The organism is Niallia circulans (genome assembly GCF_007273535.1).
In the GTDB taxonomy this organism is placed as follows: Bacteria; Bacillota; Bacilli; order Bacillales; family Cytobacillaceae; genus Niallia; species Niallia circulans_B.
Genome location: NZ_RIBP01000004.1, coordinates 1,527,978 through 1,551,613 on the forward strand (window position 1 = coordinate 1,527,978; position 23,636 = coordinate 1,551,613).

Annotated in this window: 20 protein-coding genes; 17 read left to right on the forward strand and 3 right to left on the reverse strand. The window is 38.4% G+C overall.

Annotation, left to right across the window (positions count from 1 at the left end; all coding sequences use genetic code 11):
• Positions 1-126 precede the first annotated feature (126 nt).
• The 6 genes from CEQ21_RS15505 (at position 127) to CEQ21_RS15530 (ending at position 11,413) form a co-directional block, all read left to right on the forward strand.
• Positions 127-4,017, forward strand: a complete 3,891-nt coding sequence (locus CEQ21_RS15505) for a PA14 domain-containing protein (RefSeq protein WP_328593502.1) — start codon at positions 127-129, stop codon at positions 4,015-4,017.
• 405 nt (positions 4,018-4,422) lie between these two features.
• A complete protein-coding gene (locus tag CEQ21_RS15510) occupies positions 4,423-5,967 on the forward strand; it encodes a glycosyltransferase family 2 protein (protein ID WP_185765304.1) in 1,545 nt (514 codons plus the stop codon).
• 209 nt (positions 5,968-6,176) lie between these two features.
• Positions 6,177-8,291, forward strand: coding sequence for a CDP-glycerol glycerophosphotransferase family protein (locus CEQ21_RS15515; RefSeq protein WP_185765305.1), 2,115 nt, complete (start codon positions 6,177-6,179; stop codon positions 8,289-8,291).
• Between the two features lie 75 nt (positions 8,292-8,366).
• Entirely contained in the window at positions 8,367-9,185 is an 819-nt protein-coding gene (locus CEQ21_RS15520) for an ABC transporter permease (RefSeq protein WP_185765306.1), read from the forward strand.
• 14 nt (positions 9,186-9,199) lie between these two features.
• Entirely contained in the window at positions 9,200-10,009 is an 810-nt protein-coding gene (tagH, locus tag CEQ21_RS15525; protein ID WP_185765307.1) for a teichoic acids export ABC transporter ATP-binding subunit TagH, read from the forward strand.
• A gap of 342 nt (positions 10,010-10,351) precedes the next feature.
• On the forward strand, positions 10,352-11,413 hold the full coding sequence (locus CEQ21_RS15530; protein WP_127738236.1) for a glycosyltransferase family 4 protein: 1,062 nt from the start codon (positions 10,352-10,354) through the stop codon (positions 11,411-11,413).
• A 47-nt stretch (positions 11,414-11,460) separates the two neighbouring features.
• Here the strand turns inward: CEQ21_RS15530 and CEQ21_RS27270 are convergent, their stop codons facing one another.
• The 3 genes from CEQ21_RS27270 to CEQ21_RS15540 all read right to left on the reverse strand — a co-directional run bounded on the left by CEQ21_RS27270 (position 11,461) and on the right by CEQ21_RS15540 (position 13,651).
• Positions 11,461-11,595 (reverse strand): hypothetical protein, encoded by a 135-nt coding sequence (locus CEQ21_RS27270; protein ID WP_268878992.1) that lies wholly within the window; start codon positions 11,593-11,595, stop codon positions 11,461-11,463.
• Positions 11,596-11,717: 122 nt separating this feature from the next.
• Positions 11,718-12,878, reverse strand: coding sequence for an LCP family protein (locus tag CEQ21_RS15535; RefSeq protein ID WP_185765308.1), 1,161 nt, complete (start codon positions 12,876-12,878; stop codon positions 11,718-11,720).
• 140 nt (positions 12,879-13,018) lie between these two features.
• Positions 13,019-13,651, reverse strand: coding sequence for a YigZ family protein (locus tag CEQ21_RS15540; RefSeq protein ID WP_185765309.1), 633 nt, complete (start codon positions 13,649-13,651; stop codon positions 13,019-13,021).
• 491 nt (positions 13,652-14,142) lie between these two features.
• Here CEQ21_RS15540 and CEQ21_RS15545 point away from each other — a divergent pair, with 491 nt between their 5' ends.
• The 11 genes from CEQ21_RS15545 (at position 14,143) to flgL (ending at position 23,599) form a co-directional block, all read left to right on the forward strand.
• Entirely contained in the window at positions 14,143-15,285 is a 1,143-nt protein-coding gene (locus CEQ21_RS15545) for a sensor histidine kinase (protein ID WP_185765310.1), read from the forward strand.
• A gap of 36 nt (positions 15,286-15,321) precedes the next feature.
• On the forward strand, positions 15,322-16,011 hold the full coding sequence (locus tag CEQ21_RS15550; protein WP_127738232.1) for a response regulator: 690 nt from the start codon (positions 15,322-15,324) through the stop codon (positions 16,009-16,011).
• Between the two features lie 182 nt (positions 16,012-16,193).
• A complete protein-coding gene (gene sda, locus CEQ21_RS15555; RefSeq protein ID WP_185765311.1) occupies positions 16,194-16,325 on the forward strand; it encodes a sporulation histidine kinase inhibitor Sda in 132 nt (43 codons plus the stop codon).
• 136 nt (positions 16,326-16,461) lie between these two features.
• Positions 16,462-17,301, forward strand: coding sequence for a DegV family protein (locus tag CEQ21_RS15560; RefSeq protein WP_185765312.1), 840 nt, complete (start codon positions 16,462-16,464; stop codon positions 17,299-17,301).
• A gap of 148 nt (positions 17,302-17,449) precedes the next feature.
• The gene (locus tag CEQ21_RS15565; protein ID WP_185765313.1) at positions 17,450-18,949 is read left to right on the forward strand and encodes an ATP-dependent helicase ComFA; all 1,500 of its coding nucleotides are present in this window, start codon (positions 17,450-17,452) and stop codon (positions 18,947-18,949) included.
• 2 nt (positions 18,950-18,951) lie between these two features.
• Positions 18,952-19,644, forward strand: a complete 693-nt coding sequence (locus tag CEQ21_RS15570; protein WP_185765314.1) for a ComF family protein — start codon at positions 18,952-18,954, stop codon at positions 19,642-19,644.
• A gap of 26 nt (positions 19,645-19,670) precedes the next feature.
• Positions 19,671-20,069 (forward strand): TIGR03826 family flagellar region protein, encoded by a 399-nt coding sequence (locus tag CEQ21_RS15575; RefSeq protein WP_185765315.1) that lies wholly within the window; start codon positions 19,671-19,673, stop codon positions 20,067-20,069.
• A 258-nt stretch (positions 20,070-20,327) separates the two neighbouring features.
• Positions 20,328-20,606 carry a flagellar biosynthesis anti-sigma factor FlgM gene (flgM, locus tag CEQ21_RS15580; RefSeq protein ID WP_185765316.1) on the forward strand — a complete coding sequence of 93 codons (279 nt, stop codon included), beginning with the start codon at positions 20,328-20,330 and terminating at the stop codon, positions 20,604-20,606.
• Between the two features lie 21 nt (positions 20,607-20,627).
• Positions 20,628-21,125 carry a flagellar protein FlgN gene (locus CEQ21_RS15585; protein ID WP_185765317.1) on the forward strand — a complete coding sequence of 166 codons (498 nt, stop codon included), beginning with the start codon at positions 20,628-20,630 and terminating at the stop codon, positions 21,123-21,125.
• A 12-nt stretch (positions 21,126-21,137) separates the two neighbouring features.
• Entirely contained in the window at positions 21,138-22,700 is a 1,563-nt protein-coding gene (flgK, locus tag CEQ21_RS15590) for a flagellar hook-associated protein FlgK (RefSeq protein WP_185765318.1), read from the forward strand.
• An 11-nt stretch (positions 22,701-22,711) separates the two neighbouring features.
• On the forward strand, positions 22,712-23,599 hold the full coding sequence (gene flgL / locus CEQ21_RS15595; protein WP_185765319.1) for a flagellar hook-associated protein FlgL: 888 nt from the start codon (positions 22,712-22,714) through the stop codon (positions 23,597-23,599).
• Positions 23,600-23,636: the final 37 nt, after the last annotated feature.

Below are 23,636 nucleotides of genomic sequence, written 5' to 3' on the forward strand. Positions count from 1 at the left end.
AGTATTTTCAGCTAATGTTATTAAACAAAACTCTTATCTACTCGATATTAATAGTATATTAAACTATTAAAATTATTGAGGTGTATGGTTATAAAAAAATTACTGAGCAAGAAGGCTGCTTTTTTGGTGTTTTTTTCTATTTTTGGTCTGTTTTTAATCAACCCTGAGCATAAATTAGCAGCGGAAGCAGGGTGGTCTGGTAATTTTTACAATAATACGAATCTTTCAGGAACTGGAATAGCTGCACAGTTTCCAAGTCTTCACTTGAATTGGGGCTATGATAAACCTCAGAGTGGCGTTAATGCGAATAATTTTTCAGCGTCATTAACAACAAAGCTGAATGTACAAGAAGGCCAGCGCGATTATTTTCTTCAAACCTTTGCTGATGATGGTGTCAGAATGTATGTGGATGATAAGCTATCAATTGATAGCTGGAATAAATCTGGCCAAACAATTTCGAAACCAATCAATTTGACTGCTGGAGTTCATAATGTCAAAACAGAGTATAGTGAGGCAGGAGGCAAAGCAATCCTGTTTTCTGATGTGCTGCCTTTTAACAGCTGGGTTGGCTATTTGTACAATAACACGACAAAAAAAGGTGCTCCAGAGGATGCGCTTCTATATACACCTACTAATAACAGTGATTTGTCTTTTAACTATGGCTATAATGCACCTGGTGCAAAAAATATTGGCAGTAACAACTTTTCAATGAAGCTTTACACATATAAAAAGCTTGCTGCAGGGCAGTATGTTATTCGGACAAAATCAGACGATGCTATCCAAATTTTTATAGATAATAAGAAGGTGCTTGAGAAAACAAGTCCAGGAGAGGAACAAATTATCGTCGATGTGGCTAATTCCTCGCAAGGAAGCACACATGCTATTAGAGTGGAATATGTGGAGAAAACGGGAAAAAGCTATTTAGACTTTTCCATAACACCTGTTAAGGAAGAGCTAGCTGAAGGCTCATGGCTTGCCGCTTATTATAACAGCACAACTGCTGCGGGAATCGGCAATGTTTATGGAGGCAACAGCAGTACAAACAAAATCAGCAATGTGTTTTATAACTGGAAAACTGCTGCACCGAACACAAAAACAGCTAAGGACAATTTTTCTGCTTCCTATTATAAACTAGTAAATAAAGGCAACTACTTTGTTCATACAATTGCTGATGATGGGATAAGTGCGTCTATTAATGGACAGCCATTATTTAATCGCTGGTCATCCTCCTCAGGTAAAGAGAATAAGGCAGTGATTACAAATCTGCAGTCTGCAGGTATATTGGAAATCAACTATTTAGAAAAGACTAGCAGTGCTTTTGTTAGTGCAGATGTTCTTCCGTATGGACAGTGGCTAAGTTATTATTATGCAAATACTAGTTTAAAAGGCGTCCCAGCGAACAAAAAAATTATCAAGGGCGACGAAAACGGGGCATTCAGCTTTGATGCTGGCACTGGCTCTCCTGCTACAGGTGTTCCAGTTAATAATTATACGGCCCAGTTCATTACTGCAATGAAGCTGACTGCAGGTGATTATGTCCTTCGTTATGGTGCAGATGACGGTATACGAGTTTATGTTGATGATAAGCTAGTGCTGGACAAATGGACTGGCTCCAATTCTGCTGAAAACACAATGAAAATCAACATAAATGATATAGCGACATCAGATGCCTCTAAAAAGGATGTTCACTGGATTAAAGTACAGTATTTAGAGAAAAGCGGAAAGTCAAAGCTTAACTTCGACATAAAACCATTACAGCAATCAGTGACAACAAGTGATTGGCTTAATGTGTTTTATCCAAACAAAACGCTAACAGGAACTGGAACTGTAATTGGCGGGGAAAATGCTGAGACAAAAATCACTTCTATTCAGTATAACTGGAATAAAAGTGCGCCTCTTGCTGGTATTCCTGCAGATGGCTTTTCGGCATCCTTCTTGAAAAAAATAACTGGCGGTCAGGATTACTTCGTATCAACATTTGCAGACGATGGCATGCGGGTGAAGGTAGACAATCAATCTGTCATTAATCGCTGGAGTAACTCAGGCGGTGTATATAACAACGGGTTAATGACAAACTTAAGCTCTGGTGAGCATGTTATCCAAGCTGATTATTTTGATAATACAGGCAGTGCTTTTGCTTATGCAGATGTACAGCCATTAGGAAACTGGATTGCCTATTACTATAACAATACGTCACTGACAGGAGCACCGGTCGCAGCTAAGGCTGTTAACAACAGCAACAGCATGACATTGACTCAAAATTTTGGAACAGCAGCACCGGCAACTTCTGTTCATGCAGACGGATTCTCAGCGAAATATGTAACAGCGAAAAGAATCGAAGCTGGGGAGTATGTTATTCGTGGTCTTTCTGATGACGGTGTTCAAGTATTTATTGATGGACAACCAGTCATTGATCAATGGAATAACGGCTCTTACAGAGAGAAGGCTACAAAGGTAAAGATTGCTGATACGAAGGACGGTAATATTCATTGGATAGAAGTGCGTTATTACGATAATAAAGGAACAGCGAAATTCGAGCTTTCTTTTGTCCCATATACTGCTGAAAATCTAGTCAACAGCACTGGCTGGTATGCAGAATATTATCCGAAGATTATCGATGCTGATGAGACTCCTGCTTATACTTTGTCTGACAATGTAAAACCAGTTGTCATCGGCGGACAGAATTCGATTAACAAAATAACAGCTGTTAATTTCGATTGGGGAACTGGATCGCCAGCAAGCACACTTGGTACAGATAAGTTCTCTGCCATTTACAGGAAAACAGTGGAAATAACAGAGGATGGATTGTACAACTTTACGATTGAAGCAGATGATGGAGTCATTCTGGAAATTGATGGTGAAAGAGTGATAAATTCATGGGAGAGCACCTCAAGCGGAAAGCGCGAAGTTACTGGCTATAAGCTTGCGAAGGGGACACATGAAATTGTGCTTAAATATTATGAGAATACTGGTGAATCTTCTGTTAGCTTTGAAATGAAGAAAACAAAAGCTGTCTATACAGCATATGATTATTTAAACTATTCGTTGGCTGATGCAGCTGCTATCCAAGCTAGTAAATCTGCCCAAACGGATAAGAAGTATAAGGCATATGTCAGAGAGGATGTCTTCTCTTATATAAGCAGCTACAGTGATTATGGTCTGATTAAAAGTGGCAGCTGGAATGTAAGAGGTGGAGCTAGCCTAGATGATTGGATAATTGGCAAGTTCTCAACAGGAGACAAAGTAACCATTTCTTCAAAAACAGCTAAGGACAGCAGCGGCTATTACTGGTATGAAGTAGACTTCTACAAATACTATGATGAAATTGCAGCAGCAACAGCTGACAAGCCCGCCCAATACAGACTAGCATACAATTATTGGGTTAACGCTGGTCCTGCTGACATCCAATATTATTTGAATCCGGATAATTTCATTAATGATGACAAGCAGAAGCTGCAGTTCTTGAAGCTTTCAGCAAGTGCAAGTTTAAATGAAGCAGAGGTGAACGCCAAGATTCTTGTCGGCAAAGGGGTTTTTGCAGGAAAGGCGAGCTCATTTATAGAGGCAGGCAAACAGTATGGAATAAACGAGATTTACTTAATTTCTCATGCCATGCTGGAAACTGGCAATGGTTCTTCAGAGCTGGCAACAGGAGTTACCGTTTCAAGTGTTGACGGTAAGGCAGTTGAACCAATGAAGGTTTATAATATGTACGGAATAGGAGCATATGATGCATCACCGACACTAGGCGGATCAGAATATGCATACAAGCATGGCTGGACAACTCCGGAAAAAGCAATTATCGGCGGAGCAGAGTTCATCGGCAAAAATTATATTAATAATGCCACATATCAACAAGATACACTCTATAAAATGAGATGGAATTCCAGCAATCCAGGAGTGCATCAGTACGCAACAGATATAGGGTGGGCAAGCAAACAAGTGAACCGCATGAAATCCTTGTATGATTTGCTTGATTCCTATGAAATGTACTTTGAAATTCCGATATATAAATGATAAGGAAGCCGGCACGCCATTGGAGTGCTGGCTTTTACTTGTTTTCAAAGCGTATAAGTTTTAAAATGGTCTTCATAGAAAAAAGGATAATGATTGGTTCGGAATCCTTTTTTGAGAAAGGTGTCTGAAGGCCTTTAGTGATCTGAAACCAAAAGTATAAACAATGGCATTTAAAGGGGGCTTTGTACTGTTTGTCAGTACTTAAATAAAGGTAAGAATTAGTTCGAAAATCCTAGCAAAAACAATAGTAAAATTACTTATTTTTGCTTGCTTGCTCTATAATGTTAGGTTAATGTTTAAGAAAATCTGCAAAATGTGTATAATAATAAAATGGTTACTTTTGTAAAAGAAGTGAATCGTTCTAATACATAGTGTATTTGATAATGAAGAGGCGGTGTTTTTATAGTGTCAAACTATAATAAAAAACAATTCGAAGCACAAAACAATATTGATTATAATAATGATGGCTACTATGTCTACAATAAAAAAAGCAGCATATTCAGTGCATTGAAAAAGAAAAAGGAAAAGCTTCTGACAGTTGTTACACCTGTTTATAATGCTGAGAAATACTTAAGCAAAACAGTTGATTCTGTTATTAATCAAACAATCGGTTTTGATAATGTTGAGTATATTCTTGTTGATGACGGCTCAAATGATAATTCTCGTCCGATGCTGTTGGAATATGCGCAGAAATATCAGAATATGATGGTTGTTTTCCTTAAGGAAAATACAGGAACACCTGCACAGCCAAGGAACTTAGGGATAGAACTGGCAACGGCTCCTTATATTACTTTCCTTGATGCAGATGACTGGTTGGAGAATAACGGTCTTGAAGTTCTTTATAATATCCTGAAAGAAACTAACGATGATTATGTTGTCGGTAAAACAATCCAGGTAGAGAATAAATCTACTAAAATAGTTGGAGAGCATGAATCCTGCAAAGAAAGAAGAAGTATTCAAGCAACGTCCATTCCTCATATTTTCCAGCATTTAGGGCCGCGTTCAAGAATGATGAAGACAAGCCTGCTGAGAGATAATAATATTCGTTACCCGGAAATGAAGTATGCGGAGGACAAGCAGTTCTTTATCGATGTGCTTGTAGCAACGAAAACAATTTCAACTACAACTAATCTTATTTACTATTTGAACAGGCTTGATGAAAACGATGCTTCCTTAACGAAACAAACAAGCATCATGCAGAAAATGGATACAAACATTAAAGTAATTGACTATGTGAAGGCTAAGAAGCTTGATGAAAAAACAGAAAAGATGATTTTAAATCGTCTATATGAATTTGATTGCATCACTAGATTCTTTAATCGTCAGCATTTCTTCAAGAGTAAAAACAAGCAGGCGTATTATGATAAATTTAATGAAGTAATTGAAACAACTAAGGATCTTAGCTACTCTATTGAGGATCAATTCTTCCACCCAATCAATAAGGTCGTTTATAATATGTTCCTTAATGGGGAGCAGGATAAAATTGCGGACTTGTTTAAATGGGACAAGAAGGAAAAAGTAAAAGACATTGTTATAATTGAAAATGAGCCATATATGGTAACACCATTTGAAGACAAAAAGCATATTCGTGTTTCAATGGCAGGCTTCTATGAAGAGGGAGCTTTCGGGGAGAGCGACTATGTTTTGAACTTCCACTTATATGGTGATTCTATCGATAATGTTAATGATATTATTTTACGTGACAGGGGCAATACTGAAAATCAGTATTCCTTTGATCTTGAAAGAATTGATAAGCATCACTTCCGCATGACACTTCCATTGACAACAATGCTTGAGTTTGCGAAGGGAAGCTACGCGATATTCATCCGCTATAATGAATATCAAAAGATTAGCTTAATTCGTATGGACTATACGCAAAAAATGATGGATAAAAAGCTGTACCAGTTCTATACAACAATTAATTCAAATCTTGGCTTGAATATTAAGTAATGTAAGCAACGCTGTATCCTATAGTGCGGGCTCCTTATGCCCGCAGCTATAGGTTTTTTTCATTATTGTGACAAAAATGAAAATAGTCTAACACAGTTGAGCGTCGTACTTCTAAATAAGTTTGAAATCCATTCACGATACCTATATAATGTTTGATAGATTGTAAAGTACGTGAATTTAGGTACTGTATGTTTGAGAGGAGTAGCATAATGAGTGAATCTGGATATGTTCATAAACAGGCACATAAGGTAATTATTGATAACGATCAATTATCTGTGAAGTTCTGTTTTAAACATGAATTGCTTGAAGCAAAGCAGACAAGCCTTGTACTAATACAAAGAGGCTCTGAAAATGTAATAGAGGGGTCTATCAAGCAAATTGACATAAATGAAGATTTTGGGATTTATGAATCGGCAATCAGCCTTACTGAAAATAAAGAGGAATTCATCAAGACATCTACATGGGACTTGTATTTGCTTGTGAAGGACGAAGAGACGGACACAGAGAAGAGATTTAGAATAAAAAGCAATAAGGCAGCATTGGAGCTTAATTATTATATGTTTGCTGAGGCTGGCACAATGTTTTATGCTTATACAACGAATAAGGGCAATGTTTCCTTCAGAACGGTACAACAGAGAATTATCGCTAACATTGAGGAAGCCCATTTAACAAATGGCAGTCTTGTACATATTTCTGGGTATGGCTTTAATCCGCAGATACAGCAGCCTCCTGTCGAAAAAAGACTGATTATCACAAATAATATTAATGAAGAAGTATTTAATATTTCTCTTGAGGATAACAAAAGAAGTGATTTGCAGGAAATGTACGGTGGAAGCAACCATCATTACGAAACAATTGGGTTCGAAGGTAAAATTGATTTAAGCCAATATCTTTTCCAGTCAGAAGCAATCTTTTACCGCCTCTATCTGGAGCTTTCTTATGAAGAAAACGGGGAAATAGTTAAAGTATTAAGCCCAAGATTGAAGTTTATTTCCTTCAATCCAAAATACAAAAGACAAAGAAGTCGTATTTCAACTGTATATGGAAAGAAAAGAGTGCTGCTTAAATCAACAGCAAAAAATAATTATCTATCCCTAAAAGTGGCGGATTTTAATGCAAAGCAAGAGCTGAAAAGCAGAATTAAAGGCAAGCTTGTGCGCATTAAAAGAAGCCGAAAAGCGAAAAAGCTCTTTAAGCTTGCATTTAAAATGCTCGGCATGCTTCCGGCAAGCAAGAAAACAGTTATATTTGAAAGCTTCTTAGGGAAACAGTATAGTGACAGTCCAAGAGCAATTTATGAATATTTGAAAGAAAATCATCCAGAGTATAAGCTGTACTGGAGTGTTGATAAAAGATTTATTGAAAACTTTGAGAACAGAGGTATCAATATTACGCCAAGATTCTCAGTTAAATGGCTCTTCAGGATGGCTAGGGCACAATACTGGGTCAGCAACAGCCGTTTGCCGTTGTGGATTCCGAAGCCAAAGAACACGACATATTTGCAGACATGGCATGGCACACCGCTAAAACGTCTTGCAGCAGATATGGATGAGGTGCATATGCCTGGCACGAACACGAAAAAGTACAAAAGAAACTTCCTTAAAGAAGCAAGCAACTGGGATTATCTTGTTTCTCCTAATGCGTACTCAAGTGAAATCTTTGCAAGAGCATTTGATTTCGACAGGAAGATGATTGAATCAGGCTATCCGCGTAATGATGCCTTGATTAATGATAACCATGTCGATAACATTACAGCAATTAAAGAAAAGTTTGCGTTACCTCTTGATAAAAAAATCATCCTTTATGCACCGACATGGAGAGATGACCAGTTCTATGGTAAAGGAAAATACAAGTTTGATTTAGAGCTAAAGCTCGACCAGCTAAAAGAAGAGCTTGGCGATGACTATATCGTTATTTTGAGAATGCACTATTTAGTTGCAGAGAATCTAGATCTAACTCCGTATGTTGGTTTTGCTTACGACTTTTCCAACTATGAGGATATTAGAGAGCTATACTTAATATCTGATTTGTTGATTACCGATTATTCTTCCGTATTCTTCGATTACGGTAACTTAAGAAGACCGATGATCTTCTACGTATATGATATAGACACATATCGCGACAAGCTGCGCGGCTTTTACTTTGACTTTGAGCAAAAGGCACCAGGTCCATTGGCAAAAACGACGGATGAAGTTATTGCATATATCCGTCAAGCGGAAAAAGAGCCTCTTAACGAACAATTCGAGGAGTTCTATAATACGTTTTGTTATTTGGAAGATGGGGAAGCATCTAAGAGAGTGGTTGAAGAGGTATTCCTTAAGTAGAGCAATCTTGCTTAAAGCTTACATTAAAAAGCCCATTTAGTCCTATTTGGCTTATGAGAGAAGGGTTAGGTTTACATGGTTTCAATGTTTAAAGTGTTAAAAGAACAATATGATAATTTTCATTTGATCAATAGACTGGCTGCATATGAACTGAAAAGCGCCAATAACAATAACTATTTGGGAAGCTTATGGGAGCTGTTGAACCCTGCTATTCAGATTGCGATTTATTGGTTTGTGTTTGGGTTTGTTCAGGGAAGAGACCCTATATCTTATGAAGGTGGAGGAACCTATAATTACTTTCCGTGGATGCTTGCAGGTATCACGATTTGGTTCTTCATTTATCCTTCGATAACACATGGGTCGAAATCGATTTATACAAGGCTGAAGATGGTGTCTCGCATGAACTTCCCGTTGAGTGCGATACCATCGTATGTGATATTGTCGAAGCTAATGCCGCAATTGCTGTTAATGCTTGTGACAATCATTATTTTTCAGTTTATGGGTATTCCTATTAACATATACTATTTGCAGCTTCCATACTTTTTGGTAGCCACAATTCTGTTTTTGTTTTCATTGTCCTTAATCACGTCAACAATTTCAACAATTGTGAGGGACTTTCAAATGCTTGTGCAATCATTAATGAGGGTGCTTCTTTATATCACGCCAATTCTTTGGCCACTAGGACATTTTGGAGATACGTTCCAATTTGTAATGAAGCTTAATCCATTTTATTATTTGATTGAAGGTTTCCGATATGCCCTTTTAGGTGAAGGTTGGTTCTTCATCGAGCATGGCTGGCTGACTCTTTATTTCTGGGCAGTATTGCTTGTCTTCCTATTCCTTGGTTCGTATTTACATGTAAGGTTCAGAAGGCATTTTATTGATTTCTTATAAATGGAAGTGATTGTATGACTAAATCTGTCGTAGTGAAGAACTTGACGAAAAGATATAAACTATACAGCAGCAACAAGGAAAAAATGATGGATATTTTTTTGCCGAAGAGCTATGGTGAGCCTTTTTATGCACTTAGAGATGTCAGCTTTACGGCGGAAAAAGGCGATACAATCGGCTTTGTCGGCATAAATGGTTCAGGTAAATCAACGCTGTCCAATATTATCGCAGGCATCGTTCCAGAAACGAGCGGCACTGTTGAGATAGATGGACAGGCTTCCTTGATTGCTGTTGCAGCAGGGCTTAACAACCAGCTGACAGGCCGGGAAAACATTGAGCTGAAATGCTTGATGCTCGGCTTCAGCAAAGAAAAGATTAAAGCACTTGAGCCAGATATCATTGAGTTTGCTGAATTAGGCAAGTTCATTGATCAGCCTGTTAAATCTTACAGCAGCGGGATGCGTTCCCGTCTTGGCTTTGCGATTTCTGTTCATACAGATCCAGATGTACTTATCATTGATGAAGCATTGTCTGTTGGGGATAAGGCATTCGGTGAAAAGTGTTTAGAGAAGATGCAGGAATTTAAGGAACGCGGCAAAACGATGTTCTTTGTCAGCCATTCTATCGGCCAAATGAAGAAGTTTTGTGAAAAAGCAATTTGGCTGGAATTTGGCAAGGTGAAAATGGAAGGCAGTATTAAGGATGTTATTCCCGCTTACGAAAAATTTATGGACGATTACAAAAAGATGTCTAATAAAGAGAAAAAGCAGTATCGGGAAAATGCCTTTAAAGACAGAAGTGAAGAGAAGGAAAAAGCACATAGTTAATTATTAGCAGCATTCAAAAAGGGAAACCTTGCTTGAATGCTGTTTTTTTTGCCTTTTTCGGCATGGAATGGCTGGTAACAGAGAAAAAGCGGAAAATTATCAGTAAGATCGGGAATTTATGTCCATATTATAAGTAAAGAGTGCAACTTTTGCTTGTGATGCTACGTCTAATATTATATATTTATAAAAGGTTTTAATTATTTGTAATTTATATGTAAACTATCATGAAGAAATTAAAGGATTTATTAAGATGAAATATGCTATAATCAGTCTTGAAAAAATATAAGCTTAAGAAGAAAGCGCAAATGCCTAAAATACATAAGGGGCATTGGGGAGGATCTTATGATTTATATAATGCTTATTACATGTTTTTTTGGATCCATCATACTTACTCCTTTAGTAAAAAAACTGGCATTTAAACTAGGAGCGGTTGATAAACCAGAACAACGTAAAGTGCATCTGAAAATAATGCCCCGAATGGGCGGTTTAGCAATATATATCAGCTTTATTATCGGAGCTTTAATTATTAACCCTAACAAGGATTATCATTTTCCGATTTTAATCGGGAGCACCATCATCATTATTACAGGCATATTAGATGATATTTATAATTTGTCTGCAAAAATCAAATTCCTGACACAAACATTGGCAGCTGCTGTTGTCGTTATCTGGGGTGGAGTACAGGTTGAATTCATTAACCTGCCATTCGGCGGTCAAATTGAGTTTGGTTTCCTGGATATTCCGATTACCATTCTTTGGATCGTTGGGATTACAAATGCGATTAATTTGATTGATGGTCTTGATGGACTAGCTGCAGGAGTTTCCTCTATCGCCCTGTTCACAATTACTGGTATGGCGATGATTATGGGGAATGGTTATGTTATTGCCATTTCCTCCATTGCTCTTGCGAGTACATTAGGATTCTTATTCTTTAACTTTTATCCGGCGAAGATCTTTATGGGCGATACAGGAGCATTATTCCTTGGTTATATTATTGCTGTGATGTCCTTGCTGGGCTTCAAAAACGTAACATTAATCTCATTCGTTATTCCAGTGATAATCCTGGGTGTGCCGATTTCTGACACATTTTTTGCGATAATACGCAGGCTTATTAATAAGCAGCCATTATCTGCTCCAGATAAATCACATTTACATCATTGTCTGCTCAATATTGGCTTTACACATAGACAAACAGTCATCATTATTTATGCAATGGCAACATTCTTTGGATTGGTGGCAGTCATTTTCTCGCAAGCGAAGGTGTGGGGAGCGATTCTCCTTATCGCTACAGTACTGCTGATTATTGAGTTGTTTGTTGAAAAGATAGGACTTGTCGGCAAGAACTATAAACCTATCCTAAAATTCATTAACGACATTCGATATGCAGCAGATAAAGAGCGTTAAATCACATAAAAAAAGCTTACCTAAAATGGGTAAGCTTTTTTTTGTTATTACAAATCATCATCTGTAATGCTTTCTAGCACCGGCATTACATCCTCTTCATCATCCATCAGGAATGAATCATGTTCTGAAAATAACGGCCTTTCAAGCGCATAATTAATTAATGACCAAACTGATTTAATCATGGTTGTTTCCCTCATTCTTGATAGTTTAACAGCATCAATAGTATTTACAAAAACGAACCGTTTTATAGGGATAACATAAAAAAAAGAAGATGGACTGCTTGTCCCATCTTCTTTAGTGAAATTTAATTAGTTGTACTTGTCGACTCAGAATAAGTCGAATCTGTAGTTGTACCTGTACTATCTGTTGTACCTGTGCTGCTGTCTGTTGTGCTTTCAGAAGAAGTGCCAGTAGTGCCAGTTGTATCAGTTGTTGTATCAGTATCTGTAGTGTTCGTATCAGAAAGCTCATCAGTAATTCCAAGATGCTCCTGTAGGATTGCTTTCGTTTCTTCTAATGCTGTTTGATCTAATTGGTAAATATACTTACCGTCCACATTGCCATCACTGCCTTGTAATGTCAGGCTTTCCACCTGCAATCCGTTTTCAGCAGTTGCGTATGCAAGAAGTGATTGTATGTTGCTGAAAGAAAGGTCTGTTGTCATATTATCGCCGACAGCCTCCATCAGCTTCGAATATTTCGTAATCGCTTGAGCAGATACTGCTTTGTTCATAACAGCCTTCATAATCAATTGCTGACGTTTACCGCGTTCAATGTCATTATCAATTTTTCTTGTTCTTGCAAGGGCTAGAGCCTGCTCGCCATTAAGTGTTTGCAAGCCTTCTTCTAAATGAATCGCATTAGAGCCTTTTTGGTCCTTCGAGTTTTGCTCTGTGAATGTAACCGGAACATCTACTTCAATTCCGTCAAGTGCGTTAACAACATCCATGAAGGCATCAAAGTTCATTTTTACATAGTAATCGACAGGTACGTCCAACAGGTTTTCCACTGTATCAATTGTTGAGCTCACACCACCGAAATAATGGGCATGAGTGATTTTATCACTATAGCCTCGTTCAGGGATGTACACATAGGAATCACGCGGTATGCTTAGCAGCTTAACTGATTTTTCCTTTTCATTTAATGTTGCAAGCATTAGTGCATCCGAGCGGGATCTTGTTGTGCCAGAAGAGGAGGAGCGTTTTTCACTGTCATCCACTCCGATAAATAAGATCGATATATCATCAATGTCTGGATCTACCGCTGAACTGCGTAGGGAGGAATCCCTATCGATTGGCTGATATGAGTCATCTGCAACCGATTTAGCCTTTGTATAAAGGAATGCCCCGTAGCCTATTCCGCTTGCAACAATGACAAGCAGCGGCACAAGGATAAATGTCAGGATTTTTTTCCTTTTTCGTTTCTTTTTATTATAATTAACATAAGATTCTCTATTCGATGCCATTGGTTTCTCCTTTAAGCGTTGATTTTGGAAACTAGTCATAATAGCCATTACATTATTCTTATCTTACTATCTCATCCCATAATAATAACTAGTGTTTTATTTCTTGTTAAGGAAGTTTTTAATAAGAGAAGGGAAAATATTCATATAAGTGTTTCTAAATAAACGGCTTCTTTTTCTTTTAGTATGCCTTGACCATTCGTTAATTCTGTCATCCAATTCTTGTAGGTTTGGATTTTTTCGGTTTCAACATATACATCAATCTCAACAGACTCCAGATAATGGATTTCTTTTAATTGATAAGGGGAGGTTCTTAGCTCATTCTCTATTTTACCGAGGAATGTATAGTCAATGGTAACGCCAATAATTGTCATCAGTGTTCTTTCCACGACTCCTGTCGCAGTTATACACTCTGAGGCCGATTTTCCGTAAGCACGGATAAGGCCGCCTGCTCCCAGCTTAATTCCCCCGAAATAGCGAGTAACGACAACCACTGTATCTTTCAGTTTTCTTTTCTTCAGCACTTCCAAGATTGGAACACCTGCTGTTCCGCTTGGCTCTCCATCGTCATTTGCTTTTTGGATTTGATCATTTTCGCCAATTAAGTATGCTGAACAGTTATGAGTTGCATCTTTATGCTTCTTTTTAATATCTATAATAAACGCTTGTGCTTCTTCTTCACTAGTTGCAGTGCAAACATGTGCGATGAAACGCGATTTCTGTATGATGATCTCATGTTCTCCATAACCTTTTACAGTATGGTAGCAAGGAAGCATTCCAAACAGCTCCTTTCTAAATAAAAAAACAAAAATGTTTGTTATAACGAACAAATAAGAATATAATATTTTATAGCCTTATTTCATTATAATTCGACATTCTTCATTCTTCAATTGTTGATGTGTTTGTAACAGAATTTTAATATTAGTCCGATATTGCCATGTTATAATAAGTAAAACTCCATGCCTAAAAAGTCCCTGATAAAAAAGCAGTCATATCAAAGGTCAATAGGTAAATGCAAGGCACAGCTCGATTTCAGCCGTATCTTTCATAAATGACAAATAGGGCAAAGGGCATTTGTTTAGTATAAAAAATATTCCTTAAAAATTTCTTAATTAGGTAAATAGTATTACTTTTATTGGGTATAATATATGTCTATATAACGATTTTATAATAATTACCCATGAAATTATACATATTTTCCACTTTCACGCTAAAATAAGATTTGATACAGGAAGGGTTTTCAACCTTTTTGGAGGAATTATATAATATGATAATAAGGAAATTTGATACAAAAACACTAGATTTCATTTTAGAAAAAATGGTCGAGACAGTCAGCTCCAGTAAGGATGAAATATTTCGCATTGGAGAACAGTGTCGAAAGGATTATGAAAAGCTGACCGAAGAGCTGAAGGAAATAAGGAATCTAGTCCTTCAAACAATTGAAGAGGGAGATAAGCTTGAAGCACAATCCCGCTTTGCAAGAAAACGCCTGTCAGAGGTGAGTAAGCATTTCAACGAGTACTCCGAGGTAGAAGTGCGTGAAGCATATGAAAAAGCGCATAGCCTGCAGATGGACTTAAGCATGAACCGACATCTGGAAAAGCAATATCGAGATAGACGTGATGATATTGAAAGAAGGCTGATCGGTTTGGATGAGACGATTGAGCGGGCAGACCATCTTGTTACACAGATCACAGTCGTAATGAAATATTTGATCAGTGATTTGAAGCAGGTCGGAGAAGCACTTGAGGATGCGAAGCAAAAGCAGGATTTCGGCTTGAAAATAATCGGGGCCCAAGAGGAAGAGCGAAAAAGACTTTCACGGGAAATTCATGATGGACCTGCCCAGATGATGGCGAATGTCATGATGCGCTCCGATTTAATAGAAAGAATATATAAGGAGCATGGCGCACAGGAAGCATTTGAAGAGATTAAAAATCTTAAGCTAATGGTTCGCAGCGCGCTTTATGAAGTGAGAAGAATCATCTACGATCTTCGCCCGATGGCACTCGATGATTTAGGCCTTGTGCCAACATTAAAAAAATACTTAAAAACGACTGAAGAGTATTATCAAACGGCAAGTATCGGTTTTACGACAATAGGCAAGGACTTCAGACTGCCAAACAAATATGAGGTAGCGCTGTTCCGGCTTATTCAGGAATCAGTTCAAAATGCATTAAAGCATGCAGAAGCCAAGACGATCCTCGTAAAAATAGAGATGAGGCGCGATCAAGTTATTGTTGTCATCAAAGATGATGGTAAAGGCTTTGACAAGAGTGTTAAAAAGCAGGAATCCTTTGGTTTAATAGGGATGAGAGAAAGAGTAGAATTGCTCGAAGGGGAATTATCAATTGATTCAAAAATTGGATCAGGGACGCTCGTCATGATTAATGTTCCAGTTAAAAATTAATGAAATTGATAAGTGAGATTAGGGGAGGCGAAACAATTGGCTACAACGAAAATAGTTATTATAGATGATCATCAATTGTTCAGGGAAGGTGTTAAGCGAATCCTGGATTTTGAATCAAGCTTTGAGGTTGTCGCAGAAGGTGATGATGGTTCACAAGCTATCCAATTGGTAGAGCAATATGAGCCGGATGTAACAATCATGGATATTAATATGCCGACAACAAATGGTGTGGAGGCAACAAGACAATTGCTGGAGAAATTCCCAGATACAAAGGTTATTATCCTGTCGATTCATGATGATGAAAACTATGTGACACATGCATTGAAAACTGGTGCAAGCGGCTATCTGTTGAAAGAAATGGATGCAGATGCACTTGTAGAAGCAGTGAAAGTGGTTGCTGATGGCGGATCTTATCTTCATCCGAAAGTAACTCATAACCTTGTTAATGAATACCGCAGATTAGCATTGGAAGAGACAGGCGGCGGAGATCATTATGTACAAACAGTTGAAATAAGAAGACCGCTTCATCTTCTGACACGTCGTGAGTGCGAAGTGCTGCAGCTTCTTGCAGATGGAAAAAGCAACAGAGGTATTGGAGAAGCCTTGTTCATAAGTGAAAAAACAGTTAAGAACCATGTCAGCAATATTTTGCAAAAAATGAACGTTAATGACCGTACTCAAGCAGTTGTTGTGGCAATCAAAAACGGTTGGGTAGAAGTACGATAAAAGCTTCCTTATGGGGAGCTTTTTTTTTACCTATTTAAAATAAATGTCGATTTCTGTCCTGAATCATGGGGGAAAACCACATTATTTGTCAAAAAAGTAGCGGAATTAGTATAATATTCCTATGTCCATCAAATGGTGAATAGTGCAGAATATTCATAGATAAAGGGATAGGAGTGTTTGAGATGAGCGGAGTTTGTATTCTTTCAAACGCTGAACTGATAAAAGCATATCACCTGGCGGTATCTTTAAAGTTGGAGGAAGAATTTATTTCCATGCTATTTGAAGAAGTAAATCGTCGGGAGCTGACTGTTTAATTCTTTCTTAATAGGAATCAGTATAAGATACCTTTTTGACTAGAATAATAAAATTAACCTATATTTGGTGCAAATATTTTGTTTTTTAGTTAAAATATACATACATCTGTATAGATAAGGAAGGTATTATATAAAAATGAAAACAGCTATTGTAACAGATAGTACTGCTTATATAACGAAAGAAGTAAGAGATAAATATGATATACATATGATTCCGTTGACAGTTGTTTTTGACAACGAAATTTATGAAGAGGAGGTAGACCTGCAAGCAGGTCAATTCTATGAAGAAGTGAAGTCAAAAGCACTTCCGACTACCTCTCAGCCGTCAATCGGAAAATTTGCTGAACTGTTCGAGCAGCTTTCAAAGGAATATGATGAAGTAATTAGCATTCATCTATCAAGCGGTATTAGCGGAACATACCAGGGAGCAATTACTGCTGGCAATATGGTTGATAATATTAACGTATTTGCTTTTGATACAGAAATAAGCTGCATGGTCCAAGGGTTTTATGCTATAGAAGCAGCTAAGCTTGCCAACTCGGGCAAAAAGGCAGCAGAAATTATGCCTGTTTTGGAAGAGCTGAAAAAGACAAGCCATGCCTACTTCATGGTAGATGATTTAGCCCATTTGCAGCGGGGAGGACGCTTGTCCAGTGCACAAGCATTAATCGGCAGCCTGCTGCAGGTTAAACCACTTTTACACTTCGCTGATAAGGTAATTGTTCCGTTTGAAAAAATTAGAACAAGAAAAAAAGCGATGAAACGAATTGTTGATTTGCTTGCAGAAGCAACAAACGGAGAAGACTACCAAGCAGTAATTATTCATGCGAACAGAGAAGAAGAAGCAATCGAATGGAAAGCCGAGCTTGCTGAAAGATTTCCTAATATCGAATTTTCTATCAGCTACTTTGGCGCTGTCATCGGTACTCATCTTGGTGAGGGTTCGATGGGGCTTGGCTGGATAAAAAAAATCTAAACAATGGCCTATCTAATGAAGAATTAGATAGGCTCTTATTTTTTAGAAGGAATGTATAGAATAAATAGAGAAGATAATAGAGGAACATAGAAAAAAGGAAGGAGGAGTAATAAAGCATCATACAAGAATGCTATAAGGAGGCTAAAATATGCTTTTTAGACTTTCACCTGATAACGCACTTCTTCCCACCCTCACCTACAGTCCTGAATTGTCCCGAATAGTGGACCTCCCTTGCCATCCACATAGGTTATTAAATCCAAATTTCCCCTACAATAAAAAACTTCAATCAGCACTACAAGGCAAAAAAATGGTACTGGAGGAGACCACCTTCTCATTAGAAGAAATTCAAACACATTATATGAATGGATATTGCACGTATCAGCCAGCCATAATAAAAAACCGCAAGCAAATAATGTGTGTGCGTTGTGGAAATAGCCAGCCGGCACTATTTGCGTCCTTCCATTGCGCACGGTGCAGGCGGAAATGTACCTATTGCCGTAATTGTGTCATGATGGGCAGACTTTCCGAATGCACCCCTCTTATAAGCTGGGCAGGCCCAGATGCACCAATACCTGCATGCAGGCTCAACTGGCAAGGAACACTTTCGCCAGGGCAGCAGCTGGCTTCCGAAAAGATTGTAACAGCAGTCGAACAAAATTTGGAGATGCTGGTCTGGGCAGTCTGTGGAGCAGGGAAAACAGAGCTTTTATTTAAAGGTATTGAACGGGCACTCCAGTTGGGAAAGAGGGTGTGTATTGCCACCCCAAGAACAGATGTTGTGCTTGAACTGGCACCGAGACTGCAGCAGGTTTTTCCTGATATAAATGTAATCGCAATATATGGAGGCAGCGAGGATAAGCTGACATACAGCCCTCTTTTCATTAGCACAACACATCAGCTTTATCGCTTCGAGAAGGCATTTGATCTTGTTATCCTTGATGAGATGGATGCATTTCCATATTCAGCAGATAAAACGCTTCAGTATGCTGTGAGGAAAGCAAGAAAACAAAATTCTTCCATGATATATTTAACAGCTACTCCCAACAAAAGCTGGCAACGAAAATGCCAAGATAACAAAATTAACTTTGTCACAATACCGGCACGGTTTCATCAGCATCCACTTCCCGTCCCGCACTTTGTTTGGTGTGGAAATTGGGAGAAGCAGCTCCAACGAGATAAACTGCCATCCGCGCTGTTAACTTGGTTGAAGAACAGATTAATCACGGATAGGCAGGTTTTATTGTTTGTACCAAAAATCGCTTATTTACAAAAGGTTATGTCAATATTGAGACAGCTGAACAGCAATATTGAATCAGTTTATGCTGCAGATCCCATGAGGATGGAAAAGGTGAAAAGGATGAGGAATAAAGAAATAAAGCTCCTGATAACTACGACGATTTTGGAAAGAGGTGTTACTTTTCCTAATATTGATGTTGCTGTGTTAGGTGCAGAAGATGCTGTGTTTACTGCAAGTGCACTTATTCAAATTGCCGGCAGAGCAGGGCGAAGCGCTCAAAATCCATTTGGTGACGTCGCTTTTTTTCATTACGGAAAAACAGAAAGCATGGTAGAGGCAAGACAGCAGATTATTAACAGTAATGAGGAAGCAGCAAAAAAAGGCATGCTTCTGCCTGGTACAGGAGGATAACAATGAATTGCACGTTTTGCTTAACCTCACTACGGCCAGTCTTAGATTGGACTTATTTGTTTCAGAAACAAAAGACATTCTTATTATGTGAGGACTGTAATAGCAAATTAGAGATAATTGAAGGTGAACGATGTACCATGTGCTGTCGTCCTTTTGCGTTAGTTGATGCACGCTACAAAAAAGGGGATGTTTGTCTTGATTGCTATAAATGGGAAAACAACCCGAGTTGGAAAGGCGTGCTGGACGGAAACACCTCTATTTTTCGTTATAATGATTTTTTGAAAGAGAAGATTGCGCAGTTTAAATATCGAGGAGATCATCAAGTTGCAGGTGCTTTTGCTGAATATTTTCCGAAAGCGTTGGTGAAAGGAAAGCTTATTACTCCTATTCCATTAAGTGCTGAAAGATTGTACGAAAGGGGCTTTAATCAGGCAGAAGCAATTCTTGAGTATGCTCAAATAAAGAATAAACAGCTTTTAACCAGAACCCATGGTGAAAAACAGTCTAAGAAAGAACGGCAGGCTCGATTGGAAAATACTGCTGCATTCTCAGCGACAATTAATACTGGTTGTAATGCTCAACATGTTCTGCTGGTTGACGATATATATACTACAGGTGCAACAGTAAGGCAGGCAGCGAAGGTATTAAAGGCCGCAGGAGCAAGTACAGTTTATTCCTTTACTATTGCAAGATGAAGATTACTAATGGAGGGAAAGAAACAATGGCTGATTTAGCTAATTGTCCTAAGTGTGGGGACATTTATGTTGTAAATAATCTTAGGGATATTTGCCCTAAGTGCTATAAAAAAGAAGAAGAGGATTACGAGAAGGTATATCAATTCATTCGTAAGAAGCAAAACAGAACAGCACCGATGGAGCAAGTCGTAGCAAATACTGGTGTGGAAAAATCGTTAATATATAAATGGATAAAAAAAGGCCGAATTAAGCTGTCCCAATTTCCAAACCTAGGATATCCTTGTGCAAAATGTGGTACTCAAATTAGAGAAGGTAAGCTTTGTACAAGCTGTTTATCGAGCCTTCAGGGGGATATAAAGAATTTAGAGGTAGAAGAAGAACGGAAGAGGCAGGCAAAATCGTCCACTTATTTGTCAGGCAAATAATTTGAGTGTGAACCTAATGATCTGGGGCTGTGCTTGACAGCCCAGATGACACTGCTTTCCTTCTGCTTATATCTCCAGGAAACAAGCCTCACGACACGATTTCTTCAATATAGTAAAATACTCTTGGTTTTTTAGTTTTAAATTAGTCTTTTTGGCGCATTTTAAGAAAAAGCGAAGGAAATGTTTAAATAAAACGCTAATCATCCGATACTAGAGGTAGAGCTTTTCTGTACGGAAAAAAGAAAGCGAGGAATAACGATGAAAATTAATAATTATGGAACACAAGGAATTAACCCATACAAAAAACAAGTCAATAAAATAGATCAAGTAAAATCAGAGGCAGTAAGGGGAACAGATAAAATTGAAATCTCTTCTGCAGCTAAAGAGCTTCAGCAAGTGACACAAGTGTCACAAGCGAGAACTGAAAAAATTGAAGCACTTAAAAAGGAAATTCAAAATGGCACATATCAAGTCCGTGCAGAAGATGTTGCGAGCAGCATCGTGAATTTCTATGCGAAAAATAATCAGGCTAACTAATTTTTAAAAGGAGGGTCTCTAATGTCTGCGTCCTTATTGATTGAAGTGCTGGAAGAGCTCGTCAACTCCCATGCAAAGCTGTATGAGGTGGCGAAAAACAAAACAGAGATCATAAAGAAGGGGGATATTGAGTCCCTTCAGCAAGTGATGAAAGATGAGCAAGCGCAAGTCATGAGCATTCAAAAGCTGGAAGCGGCAAGAATGGAAGTTTGCCGGAACATTGTCAAGACCGTTCACAATCCTACCATTTCAGATTGCTTGGAGCTGCTGCAGCCAGCAGATGCCAAGCGAGCAGGGGAAATAGCAGATAAGCTGCGCAGCATCATAAGTGATTTAAAAGATGCGAATACGTTGAATCAGCAGCTGTTAAGACAATCAATGCAATTTGTAAATGTATCATTAAGCTTGTTAAAACCAACAAAGCAAAGCCTAAACTACGGAAAACCGGTAAATGGAAACACTGTACAAACAGACAGCATCGGAAAAACATCAAGCAGTCTTTTAAATATGAAAGCATAATGGAGGATAATTATGGGATCAACCTTTATGGGGCTTGAAACAGCCAGAAGAGGGCTAGTCGCACAGCAAAGTGCACTTTATACAACAGGAAATAACATTTCAAATGCTAATACACTTGGCTACACTCGTCAAAGAGTTGACTTAGAGCAAGCTCAAAGCTTTCCAGGAGTGGGACAAAATGCTCCGAGAATTGCCGGGCAATTAGGGACAGGCGTTGTTGCAGGTTCTGTAAACAGAATCAGAGACAGCTTCCTTGATACACAATACCGCTCAGAGTCAAGCAAGCTTGGTTATTGGGAGAATCGTTCAGCAGCATTAAGTAACCTAGAGACGATTATGAATGAACCATCTGATTCTGGTCTGTCTACTTCGATGGATTCTTTTTGGGAGTCATTGCAGGATTTAGCAACAGACCCACAGAACTCAGGGGCACGTGCTGTTGTGCGTCAGCGTGGGATTGCCGTTTCTGAAACATTTAACTATTTATATAAAACAGTAGCAGCAGAAAAAAGTGATGCGAAAAATGAACTTGGTGTTGCGGAAAAGGCCGTTAATACAATTCTTAGCCAGCTTGACCAGGTTAACAAACAAATTGGTAGTGTGGAGCCAAATGGCTACTTGCCGAATGATTTATATGATCAAAGGGACAGCTTGCTTGATGAACTTTCTTCATATGCAAACATTAAAGTCTCATATGAAGCATCTGGCGGCCACTCACTTGCACAAGCTGAAGGAAAAGCAATTGTTACGCTTGTTGATGATAAAGGCAACTCATTAGGAACATTGGTAGATAAAAATGGTTATAACACTTTTAAGGTGAACAGCAATGCTGATGACAGTGCTGTCAAAAGCATAACAATCGGAGATAACGAGATTAATATAAATGACTATGAATCTACTGGAAAATTAAAGAGTATTGTAGAAGCATATGGTTATGAAGATGCAGATGGTAATAAAGCTGGAATATATAATGATATGCTGACAGAATTAGATAATTTAGCATACACATTTGCGACAAAATTCAATGAGGTTCACCAACAAGGGATGAGCCCGAACGAAATTAAAGCAGGCGAAAACCAGTCTATATCCTTTTTTGCTGACGCAGAAAGTGCGGATGGTTCGATTACAGATCGAAGTGGCTTTGCAAGCAGAATATCGATTTCCGCTAGCATTGAGAGCAGCTTAGATAATATTGCGAATGCTGATCCTGGTACAGATCCAACGAAAGCGACACTCGGGGATGCGACAATTGTGAGCAAGTTGGCTGACATCATTAACCAAAGCTACGATTATGGAAACAATTCGCAGACTTCTAATTTCCGTAACTATTACGAGGGTGTAATCGGAAGTATGGCAGTTAGTGCACAAGAAGCAGAAAAGATGACTTCCAATGCGACAACATTACAGCAGACTGTTGAAAACAAACGACTGAGTACAAGTGCTGTTTCTTTGGATGAAGAAATGACGAATATGATTCAATTCCAGCAGGCTTATAATGCTGCTGCAAGAATGATTTCTTTAACGGATGAACTTTTAGATACGATAATAAACGGCATGGGTGTCGGAGGGAGATAGGTGATTAAGCAATGCGCGTAACACAATCAATGCTTTCAGCAAACAGCTTGCGTAATATTAGCAGCAGCTATAATAAGCTGAACCAATTATCTAACCAAGTACAAACAGGGAAAAAAATCACAAAACCGTCAGATGATCCAGTTGTAGCGATGAAGGGAATGTACTATCGGTCCAGTCTGTCAGAGGTAGAGCAATATAAACGTAACCTTTCAGAGCTGTACCTGTGGATGGATAACTCAGAGTCTTCAATGAACCAGGCTAGTTCTGGATTAGACCGTGTCAGAGAATTGCTTCTTCAAGGGAAAACAGATACGAACGGCAAGGATGAAAGAAATGCTATCGCTGAGGAAATCAATCAAATTAAAGAAGATTTGGTAAATGTGGCTAACACGAAGGTGAATGGAAAGTATCTTTTTCATGGTACTGATGTTTCTAATCCACCTGTAACAGCAGGAGATCCACCACAAGTCGCAGCGAACTTAACAGATGGTTCTATAGACAGTTATAAAGTAGAGGTTTCAAGTGGTGTCTCTATGAAGGCAAACGTGAACCCTGCAACATTCAATCAAGAGATGTTTGATGTTGTCCAAGAAATCCAAGACAAAATGGCAAACAACGATAGTACTGGTTTGGATGATTTGCTGACAAGACTTGATTCTGTCATGAATTCTTTATCAAGTGAAAAGTCAGAGCTTGGCGCGAGATATAACCGGTTAGAAATGGTTGAATCAAGAATTGATGCACAGGAAATCCTTGCGAACAAGGTTCTTTCAGACAATGAAGATGTTGATATGGAAGTTGCCATCACTAACCTGTCTGTGCAGCAAAGTGTTCATAATGCTTCATTGAGTGTAGGAGCAAAAATCATTCAAACGTCATTGATTGACTTCTTGAAATGATGTAACCAAGTTCCTTCATTATTCAGGCTGATGAGCT